Annotated in this window: 1 protein-coding gene and 1 pseudogene; one reads left to right on the top strand and one right to left on the bottom strand. The window is 63.3% G+C overall.

The window, feature by feature from the left end; genetic code table 11:
• Positions 1–222: 222 nt before the first annotated feature.
• Entirely contained in the window at positions 223–450 is a 228-nt protein-coding gene (locus EOA60_RS35725) for a hypothetical protein (protein WP_067322490.1), read from the top strand.
• A 59-nt stretch (positions 451–509) separates the two neighbouring features.
• Here EOA60_RS35725 and EOA60_RS35720 read toward each other — a convergent pair.
• Positions 510–713: pseudogene (locus EOA60_RS35720) on the bottom strand (aldo/keto reductase); the annotation flags it as partial.

Genomic DNA, 713 nt, shown 5'->3' with positions numbered 1-713 from the left:
GCACGTGAAACCTCTGGTTGCCTCGCGCGGAGGTTAGGGCCGATATCCTCACAAAAGGTTAGATTGGACGCCAGCATGCGGGCGTGTGACTCCCGAGATCACGGCTGAGCCGGAACAGAAGGCCCGGGGAGGGCGTTTGCCCAAGGCGGTGTGCTGGCTCCGTTGACTAACGGCGCCGGCAGCGCCGGCCTGTTTTCCAGCAACTGACAATGGAGGCCAGGAATGGTTCGCACCGTCGCTATCGCAATCCTCGCTACCGGCATTGCCAGCCTGCCTGCTGTCGCGGCCGAGGAATGGTGGGTCGCCAGGGACGCCGTTTCGAAACAGTGCGAGATCGTGCCGAAGAAGCCGGACGGAACGCTGGTCGTCGATCTGGGCAAGAAGAGATACGCCAGCGAGGCCGAGGCCAAGAAGGCGATGGCGGCGCTGGCGGATTGCAATAAGCAGTAGGATTGACCGAGCTGATCTCCCCGCGTGAGGGACCGTCGAGCGGGGAGATTGGCTGACTACTACCGATCCACCATCGACATCGTCCGCTCGTTATAGCGCGGCCCCGATACCTTCTCAGGCGTCAGCGCCATGTCGAGCCCCAGCATCTCGGTGGCGTCGAGCTTGATGTCGGCGGCGGCGACATTCTCCTCCAGATAGGTCCGTCGCTTGGTGCCGGGGATCGGCACGATGTCGATGCCGAATTCCGGCCCCTTGGCCAGCAG

The organism is Mesorhizobium sp. M1A.F.Ca.IN.020.06.1.1 (assembly GCF_004023265.1).
In the GTDB taxonomy this organism is placed as follows: Bacteria; Pseudomonadota; Alphaproteobacteria; order Rhizobiales; family Rhizobiaceae; genus Mesorhizobium.
Note: the sequence above shows the minus strand (reverse complement) of the source record. Positions and strands in the feature narration are given on the sequence as shown.